The organism is Corynebacterium sp. p3-SID1194, from assembly GCF_025144155.1.
GTDB lineage: Bacteria > Actinomycetota > Actinomycetes > Mycobacteriales > Mycobacteriaceae > Corynebacterium.
This window is the reverse complement of the sequence record NZ_JALXWY010000061.1, coordinates 1-243: the sequence shown is the minus strand read 5'-3', so window position 1 is coordinate 243 and position 243 is coordinate 1. Positions and strand designations below refer to the sequence as shown.

1 rRNA gene is annotated in these 243 nt (G+C 48.6%); it reads right to left on the bottom strand.

What is annotated here, in order from left to right:
- Positions 1-78, bottom strand: a 16S ribosomal RNA gene (locus M3G19_RS11880); the annotation flags it as partial.
- Positions 79-243 lie beyond the last annotated feature (165 nt).

The window sequence follows — 243 nt, the reverse complement described above, 5'->3', positions numbered from 1 at the left end:
GGAGCCTTTCCGTTCGACTTGCATGTGTTAAGCACGCCGCCAGCGTTCATCCTGAGCCAGGATCAAACTCTCCACAAAAACACCCACAAAAGTGAGCATCAAACAGTAAAAGATTACTGAGCCGTGAAAAGCCCAAAACCCAACCAAAACAAACCACACCACACAACAAAGCATGGCCTGGCAATCCAAAAATTACTAAACAGTCACCCTCCAACCCTGACGGGGCAAAAGGAAGGGCAACCA